Here is a 16,437-nt window from a genome sequence, read left to right as displayed (position 1 = left end):
GCCACCGGCCCACCAGCCACCACAGAGGGAGAGGGCACTATGCGAATCGCGTTCGTCGGCGCGTACGGCAATGGGAAGACGACGCTCACCACCGAACTGTCCAATCTGCTCGGCCTGCCCCGCACGCACGGCAGCGCGATGCGCGACCCGGCCGGCGGCGTGCCCAAGGCGCTCGAGGAGACGACCGAGGCGGAACTGATCCAGCTGGCCGTCCGCCGCTACGCCGAGCGGGCCGTCGAGGAGGCGGCCGCGCCCGCCGGGTTCCTGTCGGACGGCTCGATCCTGCACGAGTGGGTCTACAGCAAGGTACGCCTCTCGGTCGGCCGCTACCCGCAGCCGCCCACCGAACTCGGCGACATCGCCCGGCCGGCGCCCACCGCGGTGTTCGAGGAGGTCGTGGACCAGGTCGGATTACTGGCGCAGGCGCACGCCCGGGCCGGCTACGACCTGATCGTGCACTGCCCGAACGAGCGCCCGCTGCCGGACGGCCACGACCCGATCAGCGAGTACTTCCGGGTCCTGTCCGACAAGCTCATGCTGGAGATCGTCGACACCCTCGGGCTGCCCGTGCACATCGTCAAGGGCAGCGTCGAGGAGCGCCTCGACCAGGTGCTCAGCCTGCCGGGCGTACCGGCGCCGAAGGCGGCGCACTGACCAGCCGTACGACACCGACGAACGCCGGGCACGCTGTCGTGCTCGGCGTTCGCGCCCCGCTGACGAGAGCCCCCGGTCTACATTGGACCTAGCCGGGGTCGAGAAGGTTGTCGGGCAGCGGCTTGGTGTGCAGGACGACCAGTTCCGCCACCGCCCGCGTCAGCGCCACGTACAACCGGTTCATCCCGCGGGGTTCCGCCGCGACGATGTCCGCCGGTTCCACGAGGACGACCCGGTCGAACTCCAGTCCCTTGACCAGGCTGACCGGGAGGGCGCCGAGCGCGCCGGCGATCCGGTCCGGGGCGATGACCGTGCCGCGCTCGGCGGCGACCGCCGCCGCGAGGTCGTCCACGGCCCGGATCTCCAGGACCCCGCCGGGCCGGAACGAGCGGGTGGGTTCGATCTCCGGCGCCAGGGCCCGCGCGGCGAAGTCGGCGATGACCTGCGGTACGCGGTATCCCGTCGGCAGGTCGAGCATCCGCAGCTGGTGCTTGCCGAGCCGCTGGACGAGCTCCGGCCAGGTGGTGACCGCCAGCGGATGGGTGGCCTGGCCGAGGTCGCCGACGATCGTCATCGACGCGTGCGCGGCGCGGCGGGCGATCATCCGGCATTCCATCGGCGACAGGTCCTGCGCCTCGTCCAGGATGACGTGCAGGTACGCGTCCGGCGCGATCTCCTCGGGCACGGCGACCGGCAGCGGTTCGGCCAGGACCGGCACGTACGCCTCCTCGCCGTAGGGGTCGAAGCCGTCGTTCCAGGCGACGACCTTGTGGCCCTCGCGGGCGATGATCGCCGACGCCCAGCGCTGCGCGCCCCAGTAGTCGTTGTGGTCGAGCGCCTGCCCGGAGGCGGCCATCGGGGTCGCGAGGCCCGGCGCGAACAGCTGCCAGCCGTCGTTGAGGCTCCAGCTGAGCACGAACGTCTCGGCCATCCGCTCGCCGCTGCTCAGCTCGCGCGCCTTCCACTCCGGCACCGCGACGGTCTCCAGCTGCGGCGGCCCGAGGATCTCGGCCAGCTCGTCGAGCAGCGGCACGTCGTCGACCGTCCACTCGCCGTTCTGCGCGGGCAGCACGTCGCGCGGCGTCAGCGCCGGCCACCACGCCCGCAGGAACGCCTCCGGCACGTCCTCGCCGTCGAGCGCCTCCGCGAGCACGCCCGCCGCGATCGCCCGGCCGCCGTTGGGCTTCACCCCGAGCGCCTCGCACCGCTTGCGCGCCTCGGCCCGCAGCCTTTCCAGATCATCCTTTCTCAGCGTACGCAGGCGGTCCGGTGCGCCCGGCGGCGTGTCCCAGGCCAGTTCGGTGAGTACGCGCACCATGCCCAGGCTGCCCTTCCTCCTGGCCACGTCGGCGGGGTCGCGCCGGGTGGCGACGACACCGTCGAACAGCTCCCCGATCGCTCGCAAGTGGACGCTGTCCTCCCCCAGCCCGGGCAGGACCCGCCCGATGTATTCGGTGAACACGGTCGAGGGGCCGACGACGAGGACGCGGCCGTCGGCGTACCGGCCGCGCTCGGAGTAGAGCAGGTACGCCGCCCGGTGCAGCGCGACCTGCGTCTTGCCGGTCCCGGGGCCGCCGGTGATCAGCGTGACGCCGTGGGAGGGCGCGCGGATGGCCTCGTCCTGTTCGCGCTGGATCGTGGTGACGATGTCGCGCATGTGCTCGCCGCGTTCCCGGGTCAGCGACCGCAGCAGCGCGCCCTCGCCGACGACGCCCTCGACCTCGGTGCCCGACAGCACCTCGTCATCCAGCGCGACCACCTTCGGACCGTCGCACACGATGACGCGCCGCCGGTCCACTCCGAGCGGCTCACCGGTCGTGGCCCGGTAGAACGGCGCGGCCGCCGGTGCCCGCCAGTCCACGACGAGCGGCTCCCGGTCCTCGTCGCGTACGCCCAGCCGGCCGATCCGGTAGGTGTCGCCGCCGTCGAAGTCGAGCCGCCCGAAGACGATCCCCTCCTCCTGTCCGTTGAGCTCGGACATCTTGGCCGCCGCCTTGAGCACCATCGCGTCGCGCTCGACCAGTCCGGTGACCGGCCCGCCGGCCGCCCGTCCGTAGCCCTCCCGTTCCAGCTCCCGGGTCTGCGTACGCATGACCTCCAGGCGCTCGTAGACCTTGTCGACGACTTGCTGCTCGATGGCGATCTGGCGTTCTTCCTCGGACACAGGGCTCCCTTGGACGGTGCTCGGCTCGGTTCGTCGAGCATATGTGCGGGTCAGAGGCACAAAATCGGTATCCAGGGCGATTTGTGCGACTTGACCGGCCGGTAGACTGGAGACGGCGGAAGGGGAAACCGAGCCTTCCCACCCCTCACCCACCACTCACGCACCGCGCGATCGCGCCGCCTCGGGGAGATGTCCGTGAGTCACCTGGTGCCGTCGCCGACGCCCCGGCTCGCCTTCCGCCGGATGACCGTCGACGACCTGGACGACATGGCCGCGCTGCTCGGCGACCCCGAGGTGATGCGCCACTACCCCAGCCCGAAGACCAGGGACGAAGCGCTCGGCTGGATCGAGTGGAACGAGCGCCTCTACCAGGAGCACGGCTACGGGCTCTGGCTGGTCACGCTCCGCGCCACCGGCGAGTTCGTCGGCGACTGCGGCCTGACCCCGCAGGAGATCGACGGCGTGACCGAACTGGAGGTCGGCTACCACGTCCGCTCGGATCTGCAGGGCAACGGCTACGCCACCGAGGCCGCGGCCGCGTGCCGGGACCACGCGCGCGAGGTTCTGCGCGCCGCGCGGCTCGTCGCCATCATCCGCCCGGACAACAGGCCTTCGCAGCGGGTCGCCGAGAAGATCGGCCTGCCCTTCGAGCGGGCGGCCGTTTCCCGGTCCGGCCTGCCCGTACGGATCCACGCCACGCGGCTGTGACGACCGTCGCCCGGCCGGGCCGCCTACTATGGGGTGCCCCCGCGCGTCGACCAGAAGGCCCCGCTGAACCATGACCGCCACATCCGGCGCCCTCGCTTCGGCGGCGGCGACCGTCATCCGGCCGCGTATCGCCCGCCGGGTCACCTTCGCCGCCGTGCCGATCCTGCTGAACCTGACGGCGATCTGCGGTGTGAGCTGGTCCGGCGGTCCCGCGCTGCCGATCACCGTCGCGGTGGTCAGTGTGCTGGCCTGCGTGGCGCTCTATCTGTTCGCCGGCCGGCCACGCGTCGACCTCGGGCCCGACACCCTGCGCGTACGCAACCTGCGCGAGAGCCGCAGCCTCACCCGGGAGCAGATCAGCGCCTTGACCTACACCGGCGACCGGCCCTGGCCGCGGCTGGAACTCGCCGACGGCACCGCGCTTGCCGTCCAGGCGATCCAGCGCTGGGACGGCGAGTACGCGGTCGACTCCGCGCGTACGCTGCGTCGCTGGCTCCAGCCGGCGGTGCCGGCCACGACCGCGAAGCGCAAGCGCGTCCGGGGTTAGCCCCAACCTGAACACCACTGTTTGATTTATCGGCGATGACGGCGTACCTTCATCTCGTACAGAAGTGTTCGAGTTAGGGGATGCCGATGATCGCTGAAGGACGTCGGCGAGCGGACGCAGAACGCAGCATCGCCGCCATCCTCGACGCCGCGGTCGAGCGGTTCGGCCAGTCGCCGGACGCCTCGATGACCGACATCGCCCGCGCCGCCGGCGTCGGCCGCGTCACGCTCTACGGCCACTTCGCGTCCCGCGAGCAACTGCTGCACGCGGCAGCCGTGCACCTGGTCACCCGGGCGAAGACGGCGTTCGACGGGCTCGATCTGGACACGCTGCCCGCCGACGCCGCGCTGGAGGCCATGCTGCGCGCGTCGTGGCGGCTGATCGAGCAGCACCGGGCGTTCTTCGTGACCGTGATGCGGGGCGAGCACGCCGACGTGGCCGGCCATCACGATCTGATCTTCCGGCAGGTCGGCGACGTCATCGCCCGGGGCCGGACCGCCGGCGTGTTCCGGTCCGACCAGCCCGTGTCCTGGCTGGTGGCGGTCTGCGTCGGCCTCACACACGCGGCCGCGGCGCACAGCGCGGCCGGCGAACTGCCTGCCGACCAGGCGGTGGAAAACCTGGTCGCCACCGTACGGGCCGCCCTGCGACCCGACTGATCTGCTCAGGAGTACACGATGTCCCTGGCTCAGAAACTGATGGGTGGCCACGGCGGCCACACCGACCCGAGTGGCGCCACCGACGACGCGGGCGGCCTCATCGTCCGCCCGCGACTGTACGAAGGCTGTGCCGGATTGTGCTTCCTCGGCCGCCGCAAGTCCACCTACGACAGGATCGTCGCGGCCGCGAAGATCGGCCCCGGCGACCGGGTCCTCGACATCGGCTGCGGCACCGGCTACCTGACCCGCCGCGCCGCCCTGGCCACCGGCCCGACCGGCCGCGTGGTGGGCGTCGACCCGTCCGAGCCCGTCATCGCGTACGCGCGGCGGGAATCACCGCAGTGGTGCGAGTTCCACGTCACCGGGGGCGATCAGGTCGACGAGCCCGACGGGGCCTTCGACGCGGCCGTCTCCAGCCTGGCCCTGCACCACATCCCGCCGGCGGATCGGGCGATCGTCCTGCGGGAGATGTTCCGGCTGGTACGCCCCGGCGGACGCCTGGTGATCGCCGACTTCCGCCCGCCGCGCAACCGGCTGGCCGGCCACCTGGTCGGCGGCATGACCGGGCACGCCATGCAGCACAACCCGATCGAGGAACTGCCGGGGTGGATCGCCGAAGCCGGATTCACGGTGACCGGCCGGGCGGACCTGCGGCCCATGATGTCCTACGTGGCGGCCGACCGCCCCTGAGGACCCCGTTCGATCGTGTGCACCGGCTCGGTCATCATCGACTGCACCCCGCCCCTGGGGTCGTCGAACAGCTGGGCACCGACGATCGCGACCGCCGGCTATCGGCAGGGCGGCGGGTCGGAACGCGTCGCCGCGTACCCGGACCTCGACATCGTGGCCTGCCTGACCGGCGGGGTGAGCCGTCAGAACGGCCTGCTCACGGTCACGGTCCTCTCAGTCGTCGTGTCCGCGGCGGCGCGAGGTGGCGGCGTCCGTCCACGCCATGGATGGACGGACGCCGCCGCTGAACCTCAGAGCTGGTTCAGCGGGAACTTCCAGATGCCCCGGCCGTGGGTCGCCACGTAGACCGAGTTGTCGGCCGCGGAGTACTCGACGTCCATCCCTGCCGTGAGCGGCAGCCCCGTCCCGAGCCGCTGCCAGGCCGTCACCCCGGCCGGGCGGTAGAACGTGGCCAGGTCGGTCGCGAGGACCAGGCCGCCGCCGGGCAGGAGCTTCACCGAGCTGGCCGGAACGTCGGGCAGGTTCGCCGAGACGTCGGACCAGGTCGCCCCGGCATCGGCGGACTCGAAGACGTGCCCGACACCGGCTCCCGGGCCTTCGGTGAACCGGCGGGAGAAGCCGTTGACGGCCAGGAACACGTGGTTGCCGTCGGCCGGGTCGACCACCGCGCCCTGCACCATGCGGTTCGGCACGGTGCCGTCGACCGGCAGGCTGATCTGGTGCCAGCTCGCCGGGTCGTTCACCTTGCCGGTGGCCACCCCGCGGGTGAAGCCGGCGTTGTTGCACGGCCCGCACCAGCCCACGTACGCGGTCCCGTTCGAGACCGCGACGGAGGTGGCGGTGTGTCCGGCGCCGAGGTCGAACACGTTGCGCCACTGCTTGCCGTCGCGGATGGCGAAGCCGAGGTCGTTGACCCAGACGTGCCGGCCGCCGGCCACCCAGACATTGGTGTTGCGGTCGTCCGGCGAGAAGGGCGCGATGAACCGGGCCGGTTCGTCGCCGGGGCTGGCGTTGTAGGGCTGGATACGCCACGACGTCGCCTGCGCGACCGTGTCGGCGCCCGGGTTGACCGCGCAGTTCTCGGTGACCGACATGGCCAGGGCGGTGTACTCCTGGACCTGCTGGCAGAAGTTCTGCGGGTTGACCAGCGAGTCGCCGCCGTCGCCGCCGAAGTGCGAACCCATCACCGTGTCGCCCGGCCGCAGGATCGACGCGCCGTTGTCCTGCAGGCCGCCGGTCACCCCGACGCCGGATGCGCCGTTGTAGGTGTCCTTGCCGACCGAGACCGAGTAGTACTGCAGGGCGTCGATGGTGCCGTCGCTGAGGCTCTGCCAGTCGGTGGCGTGGCCGTCGGCGTTCGTGGCGCCGTTGACCGGGCGGCGGTAGACGCCGCCGTCGTCGCCGACGTAGACGTACGCCTTGCCCTGGTAGCTGCCGACCGCGATGGAGTGCTGGTCGGAGTGGGTGCTGTCGGGGCATTTGTTGTCGGCGTCGTGGATGGCCCAGCAGCCGAAGTAGAAGTTCCAGTACGGGCCGACGGTCTTCCAGGACGAGCCGCCGTCGTACGTCTCGTAGACCTCTTCGAGACCGAGCCAGACGTGCTGCGGATTGGCCGGATCGACCTGCAGGAAGTGGTTGTACCAGGCCTGGATGCCCGGGCCGTAGCCCTTGCCGCCGACCGACTGCTTGAGGGCGGAGCCGGAGTTGGCCAGCTTCTCCGATTCGGCGATCTTCGACCACGGCCCGGCCGGGTCGCCGCTGTGCGAGACGTAGACGCCGTCGAGGTAGCTGTTGACCGTACCGACCGCCTTGTTGAGCAGCTTCGGCGACTGGTTGACGGCGTACAGTGTGCCGCCGTCGGCGGAGAAGGCGAACGTGACCTTGCCGATGTCGTCGGCCGGGATCGCGCCGCCCGGGTTGACCTTGTGCCAGCTCGACGGACCCTGCGTGTAGTCCCGCGTCTCGTAGAAGCCGTTGTACGCGTCGCCCGACCGCCAGCCGACCGCCGCGATCACGTGCTTGGCGTTCTTCGGGTCGGGGGCGATGTCGTTGACGATGTTCTTGTAGGGCGCGTTCGGGTCGGCCTGGCTCACCCCGCCCGGCAGGTACGCGGGGTTCGGCGCGTACTGCTGCGTCCAGGCCCCGGTCGCGGTGGACGAGGAGTGGCTGTAGACGCCCCGGCTGGTGGCCGCCCAGACGACACCGGCCGCGAAGCGCAGGTGTGCGATGACGGTGCTCTCCAGTTCGGCGCCGCCGACCCGGTCGGCCGGCTGGAACCGGCCGTGCACCGGGTCCGCGAGGCGGTACACGCCCGACCCGGCGTACGCGGTGCCGCCGGTGTTCGCCTCGCCCGTCGCGTACCAGAGGGATCCGTCGCCGGCCAGGACGAGCGTGCCGCTCGACAGTGAGGGCAGGCCGTCGGCGATCGGGGTCCAGTTCCCGCCGCCGGTGACCGAGCGCCACACGCCGCCGTCGGCGCCCGCGGCGTACACGTGGCCGGAGTCGTCGGCGACGAGGCCGGTGATGCGGCCGGTCACGTTGCCCGCGCCGCCGCTGGAGTTGGAGTACCAGTCGCGGTAGCGCGGATCGTCGGAGTCGTAGACCTTCCGCGTCACCTCCGACCACGCACCGCCGGTGGACGGCATCGCGGTCAGCTGGGCGTAGGCCGCGCCGTAGGCGCCCGGCGCGACGACACCCGGTGCGGTACGCGCGTCGGCGAACTGTTGCGCGATCGTCAGCGCCTCGAACGCCTCGTCGCCGGGGTTCTCGCCCGCCTCGCCGGCCATCATCTCGGCGAACTCGTGCGGGTGGAAGGGCGTACCGGCGCCGGGCTCGCTCAGGATGCCGATCTCTCTCAGAAGTTCCTCGTTGGTGGCCACGAGACCACCCGCACCGACGAGCAGAACCGCCGCGACGCCCGCGACGACCTTGCGCCGGCGGGTTGCCAGCAAACGCATGAAAGCTCCTCTGTTGGAGCGGTCGCTCCTCACCGGTGACAGCGCCGGATGGATGCACGACCGTCACTGCGGCACGGCGGTTTCACCGAGGAGCGAAGCAGTCGATGATATCGACGACCTTGGCCGCCGCGATGCTCCGTTGTGGGAGGGACCTCGGCCGGGGGTTCCCATTGGCCGGGATGCGCTACATTGTTCGGCTCACGCGGCGGAACACCGCCGCGGCGGACGGTCAAGGACACGCGTGCTGCGCATCGACGCATTCGATGACCTGGTGATCCGAGTGGATGACCAGGTCGTCTCCGCGACTCCGATGCTGCGCCGGCTGGTCGCCGCGCTGCTGGCCCGTTCCGGCGACCCGGTCGATCCCGACCGGCTGGCCGACGAGCTGTGGCAGGGCGATCCACCCCGGACGGCCCGCAAGACCATCGCGGTCTACGTCCACCGGCTGCGCCGGGCGCTCGGCGACGACGACCGGGTCACGCTCGGGCCGTCCGGCTACTCGCTGGTCGTCGCGCCCGACGAGGTCGACGTCCTGCGGTTCGCCGCGGCCGGCCGGCGTACCGGTCCCGAGCAGCCGCCCGCATACGCGCTGGGGTTGTGGCTGGGCGAACCGTTCCGCGGCCACCGGGACATCGAAGCCGTCGACTGGGCCGCCCGGCGCCTCGGCGAGCTGCGCGCCGACCTGCTGGAAGCGCATCACCAGTCGCTGCTCGACGAGGGCGCCGGGGCCGCGGCGATCGCCGGGCTCGAAGCGGCCGTCGGCGAGTTCCCGTACCGGGAGGCGTTCCGGGGGCAGCTGATGCTCGCCCTCTACCGCGGCGGGCGGCAGGCCGACGCCCTCGACGTCTACCGCGACACGTACAAGCTGCTCATGGCCGAGCTCGGCATCCAGCCCACCCCCGCCCTGCAGGAGCTGCACACCGGCATCCTCAGCGGCGACCCGGGCCTGTCCGCCCCGTCGCCCGTCGGCGGGCGTACGCCACCGCGGCAGCTGCCCCGGGTCATGCCGGACTTCGTCGGGCGGCGGGCCGAGCTGGCCTGGCTCGACGGCGTGACCGGCGAACCGGGCGCGGTCGCGGTGGTCAGCGCGATCTCGGGCACCGGCGGCATCGGCAAGACCACGCTCGCCGTCCAGTGGGCGAGCGCCGCGCATCCCCGGTTCCCCGACGGGCAGCTCTACATCAACCTGCGCGGATACGGTCCCGTGCCGCCGACCCCGCCCGCGGTCGCGCTCGACGAGCTGCTGCGCGGGATCGGCGTACCGAGCGACGAGGTGCCCGAGACCCAGGACGAGGCCGCCGCGCTGTTCCGGTCCCGGCTGGCCGACACCCGCATGCTGGTCCTGCTCGACAACGCGGCCTCCGTCGAGCAGGTACGCCCGCTGCTGCCCGGCGGGTCCGGCAACGCGGTCGTCGTCACCAGCCGCAGCCGGTTGTCCGGACTCGTCGCCCGGGAGGGCGCACGGCGGCTGGAACTCGACGCGCTGCCCGCCGACGAGGCCCGTGACCTGCTGCGTACGGCGATCGGAGCCGGCCGGTTCGACGCCGACCCGGCCGCGACGGCGGACCTGCTCGCCGGCTGCGGCGGCCTGCCGCTGGCGTTGCGGCTGGTCGCCGCCCAGCTGATCGACCAGCCGTCGCTGAGCCTGCGGGACCTGCGCGACCGGCTGGCGGCCGACCGGCTGAACCTGCTGTCGGTCCAGGACGATCCCGACGCGGCCATCCGCGCGGTCGTGGCGGCCAGCGTGCAGCGGCTGCCCCCCGAGGCGACCGTCCTGCTGCGACGGCTCAGCCTCGTCCCGATCCCCGAGGCCGGGCTGTGGCTCGCCGGGCTGCTGGCCGCCGCCGGCGGCGGGGATTCCGTCCCGGCCGCGCTCGGCCAGCTCGTCGAGGCCTCGCTGGCGACCGTCCGCGACGGCCGGTATCACCTGCACGACCTGGTGCAGCTGTGCGCGGCCGAGACCGCGGACGCCGACGACGCCGCGGCGCTGCGGTACGCGTACGAGGAAATGCTCGCCCGGGTGATCAGGGCGGACGCGGCGCTGGGCAACCGGTCCTACCCGACGCCGGCGTGGCGCGGGACGGACTGGGTGCCGGACGACCCCGAGGGGTGGCTGCAGCGCGAGCGCGAGGTGGTGTTCGCGGCGGTCCGCGACGCGGCCGAGCGCGGCTGGACGGACCTGTCGTGGCGGCTGGTCGCCTCGATGACGAGCTTCTCGGGGTTCCGCCGCTACGTCGCCGACTGGGACGTGGCGGTGACCCATCAGCTGACCCTCGACCTGGAGCCGGAGGGGCGCGCGGCCCTGCTGCTGGCCCTCGGAGGCAGCCTGCGCGGGCGCGGTCAGCTCGCGCTGGCCGCCCGCGACCTCTCCGAAGCCCGCCGCCGGTACGCGCGCACGGCGATCCTGCCCGGCACCGTGATGGCCGCGACCCAGCTTGCGATGACCTACCGGGCGCTCGGCCGCTACCGGGCGGCCAAGGCGGCCGCGGACTGGGCGATCGCCCGGCGCCCCGCGGACACGCCGGCGATCGGCGAGTTCGGCTGGACCTACCTCGCCCTGGGCAACCTGCACATCGACCTGCGCGAACTGGCCGAGGCGCGGGCCGCGCTGGAGGAGGCGGTACGCGTCTTCGACGGCAGCGGCCAGCGGGCCGGTACCGCCAACGCCCTGGCCAGCCTTGCCCTCGCGCTGCAGGACTGGGGAGCGCCGGACGAGGTGCTGGCCGTCGCCCGGCGCGCGTACGACGCCTCGGCGGCGCTCGACGAGCAGGACGGGCAGTGCCGGATGGACAGCGTCATCGCCACCTGCCTGATGCAGCTCGGCCGGCTCGACGAGGCGGAGGTGCACGCGCAGCGCGCCCTGTCGACGGCGCGCAGCACCATGCACCCGTCCGTCGTCCGGGCCACCCTGACCGTGGCCGGCCGCGTCGCGACGGCCAGCGGCGATCTCGACCGCGCCCACGCCCATCTGACCGAAGCGCTCACCATCGCCCGATCGCTGCGTACGCCGGTCGCGACCGCGAACACCCTGCGCTATCTCGTGCGGTGCCTGGCCGCGCGGGGTGAACCGGTCGCGGCCCGGACGGCCGCGCTGGAGGCCGTCGGGCTGTACCGCGACATCGGCGTCGAGCCGACCGGCGACCTGCTCGCCTGGGCGCAGCAGTGACCGTGGGATAGCCGCGCCGCCCCAGTTCCTGTGTCGTGGCGGGACCGTCCCGGCACAGAACCCCCGTTGAAGCGAGCGCCGCGGCATCCACGGCTCGTCACCTGCAATGATGATGGGGTCCGGCGGTTGCAGCCCGGTTGCAGAGCGCCGCGGCGGCACAGTTCAAGCCCGGTTGAGGCCCGGTTCAGGCCTGGTTCAGGCCTGGTCGAGCAGTTCCCGGGTCGCCGCCCAGAGGCGGCTCTCGCGCTGCCGGTCGCGGGCGATCGGGCGTACCTCGGCGACCTGGTCGCGGACCACGAACGCCCCGTCGCGCAGGTGCGCCCACCGCTCGTCGAGGGCCATCGAGGCGAGGACCGGTCCCGACCGCTCGGGCGTGGCGACACCGGGCAGCCGCGCGATCCCGCGGCCGATCGCCTGCGCGGCCGGGGGCGTACCGCGGCCCAGGGACGTGCCGGGCATCCAGCCGGGTTCGAAGACGGCGACGTTGATCCCCGGACCGGTGTGCCGCTGCAGCTCGTGGGCGTAGTAGAGCACCGCGAGCTTCGCGTTCGAGTACGCGACGCCGGACGCCTTCATGCCCGGGTTCGCGTCCCCGACGGCCGGCCGGGCGATCTCCACCGGGTCACGCCACTGCGCCGCCGGTACGCCGAGCAGCCGCCGCCAGAAGTTCGCGTGGTACGTGTTCGAGCCGAGCAGCACGATCCGGGCCGGTGCCTGGAACACGTCGAGCAGGTCGCCGATCAGCTGGGCGTGGGCCAGGTGGTTCACCGCGAACGTCAGCTCGTGGCCGTCCGCCGACGCCTGCCGGGTGTCGGCGGACATCACCCCGGCGTTGGCCACGAGCGCGCCGAGCGGGCGTACCTTGCCGGACTCGACGAGGTCGCGAACGGTGGCGGCGGCCGCGCGGACGTCGGACAGGCGGGCCAGGTCCGCGCCGATCTCGTGGACGCTCGCGCCGAGCGCCCGGGCCTCGCCGGCGATCTCGGCCAGCGCCGCGCCGGGCCGCCCCACGAGCAGCAGATCCGGCCGGGACGGGTGGGCGGCCAGCGCCAGGGCGGTCGCGCGGCCGAGGCCACGGGTCGGGCCGGTGAGCAGAACGGATGTCATGCCACCAGTGGACCGCCGGCGGCCGGCAACAGGCAGCCGTCCGGTTTTCGTAGGACTGCCAGGGCCAGGACAGCCGGCCGGCCGCCGCCGATACTGGAAGGCGTGGAGGCATGGGAGTTCGGCCGCACCGTACGCCGCTGGCGCGACCGGGCGGCGCCGGAGGCAGTCGGCGTACCGGTGGGACGCCGACGGCGGGCGGCCGGGCTGCGCCGCGAGGAACTGGCCTCGCTCGCCGGGATCTCCGCCGACTATCTGACCCGCCTCGAACAGGGCCGGGCGACCGCCCCGTCCGCGCAGGTCGTGGAGGCGCTCGCGCGGGCGCTGCGGCTGTCGGACCCCGAACGGGATCTGCTCTACCAGCTGGCGGGCCACGCCGCTCCGGGTCCGGGCGTCGTACCGTCCCGGCTGACGCCGAGCGTGCAGCGGCTGCTCGACCGGCTCGCGTACACCCCGGTGGTGGTCTACGACCCGACCTGGACGCTGGTGATGGCGAACGCGCCCTACGACGCGCTCATGGGTGAGACGAGCACGTGGCGCGACCTGGAACGCAACGCCGTCTGGCGCAACCTGCTCGGGCCGAAGAGCCGCGTCGTGCACACCGAACGCGAGCAGGCCGACCACGAGGCCCGCCTGGTGGCCGACCTGCGCCTGACCGCCTCCCGCTACCCCGCCGACCGTTCGCTGCGCAAGCTCGTCGCCGACCTGACCGCGCGGAGTCCCCGGTTCGCCGAGCTGTGGGACTCCGACGCGCCGCCGCCCTTGCCGGACATGTCCAAGCGCAAGACGATCGACCATCCGTCGGTCGGCCGGATCACGCTCGACTGCGACACGCTCCTGGTCGCCGTCGACGACCTGCGGATCACCGTCTACACCGCGGAGCCCGGGACGCAGGACGCCGAACGGCTCGCCCTCGCCATCGTCCTCGGCACCCAGTCGTTGGTGGCGTAGACCAAACCTTTAAGGGCTTTAAGGGCTTTAAGGGCTTTTGTCCCGGGTTCGTCGATCTCGCCTCCGCTCCTCCCGCGGGAGACCGTTCCGGCCCTGGGGGGCCTCCACTGCCAGGTTTCTGGGGCGACGCATCGTCCGCCGTCGTCCGGTCACTGTTTCACCCTCCACCCCGGACTTTGTCGCGACCGTCCGACTCGTGCGCGAGGGTAGCCGACGATCTTGCGCGAATGCCCCGAATTTCGTCCTGTATACCCTAAGTGCCCGGACATTCGCGCAAGATCGCCGGCCGCCTGGAGGATCAGGGTCGCCGTCCGACCCTGGTCGGCCCCTGGTCGGCCCTGGTCGGCCCCTGGGTGGCCCCTGGGTGGCCCCTGGGTGGCCCCTGGGTGGCCCCTGGGTGGCCCCTGGGTGGCCCCTGGGTGGCCCCTGGGTGGCCCGGGCTTTGTCGCGACTGTCTGATATGGACGTTCGGCCGGGGTTGGCGTGGTGGTTTCTCGGGCTGGCGGATCTTGACCGATGTCCGGTTGTCGACGTCGGCAGAGATCAACCACGTGGACAACCGGGCATCCGTCAAGATCGCCCACGGTCGGGCGGTGCGACCGTCCGGTATGGCGACGCCGGATCAGGCCGCGATGATCGTTTGCGGGTGGGATGTAGTTTTCGGGGCTACTCCCTCGATCCAGTGCGGCCGAGATGTCGCCAGGGGCCGGTTTCCTGCATCCGAAGCGCTTTGGATCATGGGCGGGGGGTGCGTTTGGACATCCGGGCCGCTGTGGATCACGCCTGAGCCGTCCGACCCTCGGTCGGAGTCCGTGGTGCGGGAACGATCTTCCGCCTAGTGGATAGCCGTCGTCGGTTTGCTGATCGTTTGCGGCTGAGGTGTAATTCCGGCCCGATCTGCATGATCGATGACGCGTCAGGTGTAGCCGGAGACGGTCAACGCGCTCCGGAACCGTAAACGATCATGCGCGGGGCGGCCATATTCACACCTCAGCCGTAAACGATCACCCCGCTCGACGGCCCGCCGGCCCACAAGTCGGACAGTCGCGACAAAGCCCGGGCCCCCAGGGCCGACCAGGGGCCGACTAGGGGCCGACCAGGGCCGGACGGCGACCCTGATCCTCCTGGCGGCCGGCGATCTTGCGCGAATGTCCGGGCGCTTAGGGTATACCGGACGAAATCCGAGACATTCGCGCAAGATCGCCGGCTACCCCACGCACAAGTCGGACAGTCGCGACAAAGGCCCGGGGTGCAGGGTGAAACGGTGACCGGACGACGGCGAAGGATGCGTCGCCCCACCCACCTGGCAGTGGAGGCCCCCCAGGGCCGGAACGGTCTCCCGCGCGAGGAGCGGAGGCGAGATCGACGAACCCGGGACAAAAAGATCTTGAATTTGATCTGTCTTTGGGTGGGTGGGCAACGTTCCGACCTCAGGGGTACGTCATATGAGTAGCCGATCCCGGTGTCCGCCGATCGTGAAGGACCTCGTTTCCGCATGACCGTCTCAGCACATCGCAGCTCCCGTTCCGGCCGTACCGCCCCGGCTCCCGCCGGGCGGCGGCGTAAAGCTCCGCTGTGGGCGAAGCTCATCGTCGTCCTCGGCGCGCTGATGCTCATCGGCAGCGGCGCCGCCTTCGCGGCGGTCGGGTCCCTGCTGGGCAAGGTGGACTCTTCGGTGCACCAGCAGAGCCTGCTGGGCGACGCCGCCCCCAGCTTCGACGGCTCCACCATCCGCGGGCCGCTGAACATCCTGCTCGTCGGGCTCGACGGCGGCAGCCGGCACAACGGCCCCGGCGGCACCGACACGATCATGATCGCGCACGTGCCCGCGTCCCACGATCGCATCTACCTTGTCTCCCTGCCGCGCGACACCGGCGTCCGCATCCCCGCGTACGCCAAGAGCGGCTTCCCCGGCGGCTCGGCGAAGATCAACGCTGCCTTCGTGTACGGCTCGAATCACGGGGGCGGCGTACCGGGCGGGTTCGAGCTGCTGGCGCTGACCATCAAGAAGAACTACGGGATCTCCTTCAACGCCGGGGCCATCGTGGACTTCACCGGCTTCGAGAAGATCGTGCAGCAGCTCGGCGGCGTGACCATGTACGTCGACGAGACGACGTACTCGATCCACCACGGATACATCAACAACGATCCGAAACAGCACGCCGCGCCGTACCACATCAATCCGGACACCGGCGTACCCACGTGCCCGAGGGGCTTTACCTTCGACTCCACGCCGGACAAGTGCACCCTGCCCGGGGTGAAGGAGGTCGTCTACCGCAAGGGATGGCAGCACCTGAGCCCGTACGACGCCCTGGACTTCATGCGCTGCCGCGACGGCCTGGTCGGCACCGACTACGGGCGCCAGCGCCATCAGCAGCAGCTCATTCGGGCCGTGCTCCAGCAGTCCTACCAGCAGGGCCTGTCCGACCCGTTCAAGCTGTCGGGCTTCATCCAGGCCATCGGGTCGGCGTTCACCTTCGACGGCGGCGGCATACCGATGAACGACTGGATCTTCACGTTGAAGGGGATCGGCCCGGACGCGATGACCACGATCAAGACCAACGGCGGCCAGTACGTGCGCTACACCGGCAGCGACATCCCCGGCTCCGTGCAGGGGCTGAACTCCGACAGCCTGGCCCTGCTGCAGGCGGTGCGGGCGGACAAGGGAGCCGCCGACGACCACGTGGGCGCGTTCGTCGCCGCGCATCCGTCCTGGAACGCCAACACCGCCGCCGCGCCGTCCGCGAAATCCTCGGCCACGCCGAGCCCGACCGTCCACTAAGGAAGCCTGGTCCCCCTCATGACTGACCTCTCCCGGGTGGCCGGCGCCGCGACGC

Annotated in this window: 12 protein-coding genes; 9 read left to right on the top strand and 3 right to left on the bottom strand. The window is 71.9% G+C overall.

The genetic code is table 11. The features are described from left to right. The first annotated feature begins 39 nt into the window (after positions 1-39). Positions 40-654 (top strand): AAA family ATPase, encoded by a 615-nt coding sequence (locus G401_RS0125155; protein WP_027344659.1) that lies wholly within the window; start codon positions 40-42, stop codon positions 652-654. Between the two features lie 88 nt (positions 655-742). Here G401_RS0125155 and G401_RS0125150 read toward each other — a convergent pair whose 3' ends face one another. Beyond that, the gene (locus G401_RS0125150) at positions 743-2,818 is read right to left on the bottom strand and encodes a HelD family protein (RefSeq protein ID WP_027344658.1); all 2,076 of its coding nucleotides are present in this window, start codon (positions 2,816-2,818) and stop codon (positions 743-745) included. A 195-nt stretch (positions 2,819-3,013) separates the two neighbouring features. On the opposite strand from G401_RS0125150, the gene G401_RS0125145 reads away from it, so the two are divergent. The 5 genes from G401_RS0125145 to G401_RS0125125 all read left to right on the top strand — a co-directional run bounded on the left by G401_RS0125145 (position 3,014) and on the right by G401_RS0125125 (position 5,767). Then, a complete protein-coding gene (locus G401_RS0125145) occupies positions 3,014-3,526 on the top strand; it encodes a GNAT family N-acetyltransferase (RefSeq protein WP_245601832.1) in 513 nt (170 codons plus the stop codon). Positions 3,527-3,596: 70 nt separating this feature from the next. Next, positions 3,597-4,073 carry a PH domain-containing protein gene (locus G401_RS53305; protein WP_051367129.1) on the top strand — a complete coding sequence of 159 codons (477 nt, stop codon included), beginning with the start codon at positions 3,597-3,599 and terminating at the stop codon, positions 4,071-4,073. Positions 4,074-4,159: 86 nt separating this feature from the next. Continuing rightward, on the top strand, positions 4,160-4,732 hold the full coding sequence (locus tag G401_RS0125135) for a TetR/AcrR family transcriptional regulator (protein WP_027344656.1): 573 nt from the start codon (positions 4,160-4,162) through the stop codon (positions 4,730-4,732). Positions 4,733-4,750: 18 nt separating this feature from the next. Beyond that, positions 4,751-5,422 carry a class I SAM-dependent methyltransferase gene (locus G401_RS0125130; RefSeq protein WP_027344655.1) on the top strand — a complete coding sequence of 224 codons (672 nt, stop codon included), beginning with the start codon at positions 4,751-4,753 and terminating at the stop codon, positions 5,420-5,422. Positions 5,423-5,437: 15 nt separating this feature from the next. Further along, complete coding sequence (locus G401_RS0125125) at positions 5,438-5,767, top strand: hypothetical protein (RefSeq protein ID WP_027344654.1); 330 nt, start codon at positions 5,438-5,440, stop codon at positions 5,765-5,767. On the opposite strand, the gene G401_RS0125120 is transcribed toward G401_RS0125125, so the two are convergent. After that, on the bottom strand, positions 5,713-8,379 hold the full coding sequence (locus tag G401_RS0125120) for a beta propeller repeat protein (RefSeq protein ID WP_084557579.1): 2,667 nt from the start codon (positions 8,377-8,379) through the stop codon (positions 5,713-5,715). The two genes, G401_RS0125125 and G401_RS0125120, sit on opposite strands and share 55 nt — an antisense overlap. Before the next feature lie 271 nt (positions 8,380-8,650). Between G401_RS0125120 and G401_RS53300 the strand changes: the two genes are divergently transcribed. Further along, positions 8,651-11,545 carry an AfsR/SARP family transcriptional regulator gene (locus G401_RS53300; RefSeq protein ID WP_169734248.1) on the top strand — a complete coding sequence of 965 codons (2,895 nt, stop codon included), beginning with the start codon at positions 8,651-8,653 and terminating at the stop codon, positions 11,543-11,545. A 195-nt stretch (positions 11,546-11,740) separates the two neighbouring features. Here the strand turns inward: G401_RS53300 and G401_RS0125110 are convergent, their stop codons facing one another. Next, a complete protein-coding gene (locus tag G401_RS0125110; RefSeq protein WP_027344652.1) occupies positions 11,741-12,652 on the bottom strand; it encodes an SDR family NAD(P)-dependent oxidoreductase in 912 nt (303 codons plus the stop codon). A 102-nt stretch (positions 12,653-12,754) separates the two neighbouring features. On the opposite strand from G401_RS0125110, the gene G401_RS0125105 reads away from it, so the two are divergent. Continuing rightward, entirely contained in the window at positions 12,755-13,600 is an 846-nt protein-coding gene (locus tag G401_RS0125105) for a helix-turn-helix transcriptional regulator (RefSeq protein ID WP_027344651.1), read from the top strand. A gap of 1,495 nt (positions 13,601-15,095) precedes the next feature. Continuing rightward, positions 15,096-16,382 (top strand): LCP family protein, encoded by a 1,287-nt coding sequence (locus tag G401_RS48265; RefSeq protein WP_051367127.1) that lies wholly within the window; start codon positions 15,096-15,098, stop codon positions 16,380-16,382. Positions 16,383-16,437 lie beyond the last annotated feature (55 nt).

Origin of the sequence: Hamadaea tsunoensis DSM 44101 (genome assembly GCF_000428945.1) — a bacterium.
GTDB classification, from domain to species: domain Bacteria; phylum Actinomycetota; class Actinomycetes; order Mycobacteriales; family Micromonosporaceae; genus Hamadaea; species Hamadaea tsunoensis.
Note: the sequence above shows the minus strand (reverse complement) of the source record. Positions and strands in the feature narration are given on the sequence as shown.

Excerpts from the sequence above, each read along its gene's own strand:
- G401_RS0125120 (WP_084557579.1), bottom strand. The coding sequence starts at position 8,379 with ATGCGTTTGCTGGCAACCCGCCGGCGCAAGGTCGTCGCGGGCGTCGCG.
- G401_RS53305 (WP_051367129.1), top strand. The coding sequence starts at position 3,597 with ATGACCGCCACATCCGGCGCCCTCGCTTCGGCGGCGGCGACCGTCATC.
- G401_RS0125135 (WP_027344656.1), top strand. The coding sequence starts at position 4,160 with ATGATCGCTGAAGGACGTCGGCGAGCGGACGCAGAACGCAGCATCGCC.
- G401_RS48265 (WP_051367127.1), top strand. The coding sequence starts at position 15,096 with ATGACCGTCTCAGCACATCGCAGCTCCCGTTCCGGCCGTACCGCCCCG.
- G401_RS0125130 (WP_027344655.1), top strand. The coding sequence starts at position 4,751 with ATGTCCCTGGCTCAGAAACTGATGGGTGGCCACGGCGGCCACACCGAC.
- G401_RS0125155 (WP_027344659.1), top strand. The coding sequence starts at position 40 with ATGCGAATCGCGTTCGTCGGCGCGTACGGCAATGGGAAGACGACGCTC.
- G401_RS0125110 (WP_027344652.1), bottom strand. The coding sequence starts at position 12,652 with ATGACATCCGTTCTGCTCACCGGCCCGACCCGTGGCCTCGGCCGCGCG.